The following is a 543-nucleotide window of genomic DNA, read 5'->3' as shown; positions in this document are numbered from 1 at the left end:
GCCTGTAACCTTACCCACTTTTTTCAGACGGCCTTTGATTGCCAAAGGCCGTCTGAAATCAATTTTTCCGACCATCCGACATGAGCCTTCTGACCATCCTCCGTCCGGCAACCGAAAAAGACTGCCAAGACATACACAATGCCCATCTGCACGCCGTTCAATACGCCTGCATCCGCAGTTACGATGAAACCATTATGCACACATGGGAAAGTCTGCTCGACATCAACAGCTATTTGGAAACCATCTCCGATAAAAACAAAGCCTTGTGGGTGGTCGAATACAAAGGGCTGATTCAAGGCTTCTTCCAAGTCGATTTCAAAGAAGCGCAACTGGACGCCTTATACGTCCATCCGCTCTTCCACAATCTCGGCTTGGGCACGGCCCTGCTCAGCCGCGCCGAAGAAATGGCACGAAATGCAGGCCTCAGCTTTCTCAAACTGTATGCCTCGCTCAATTCCGTGCCTTTCTATCGCCTCAACCGCTACGAGTCGCTCGGTACTGCCGTGTTGCAGCTGAACAAAACTGTCCGCGTCGAATGCGAAT

General features: G+C 51.2%; 1 protein-coding gene. It reads left to right on the top strand.

What is annotated here, in order from left to right:
- Positions 1-80: 80 nt before the first annotated feature.
- A partial coding sequence (locus ACTHUR_RS17390) for a GNAT family N-acetyltransferase (RefSeq protein ID WP_440399962.1) occupies positions 81-543 on the top strand: 463 nt, incomplete at its 3' end.

This window comes from Neisseria sp. P0021.S007 (assembly GCF_051956855.1).
Note: the sequence above shows the minus strand (reverse complement) of the source record. Positions and strands in the feature narration are given on the sequence as shown.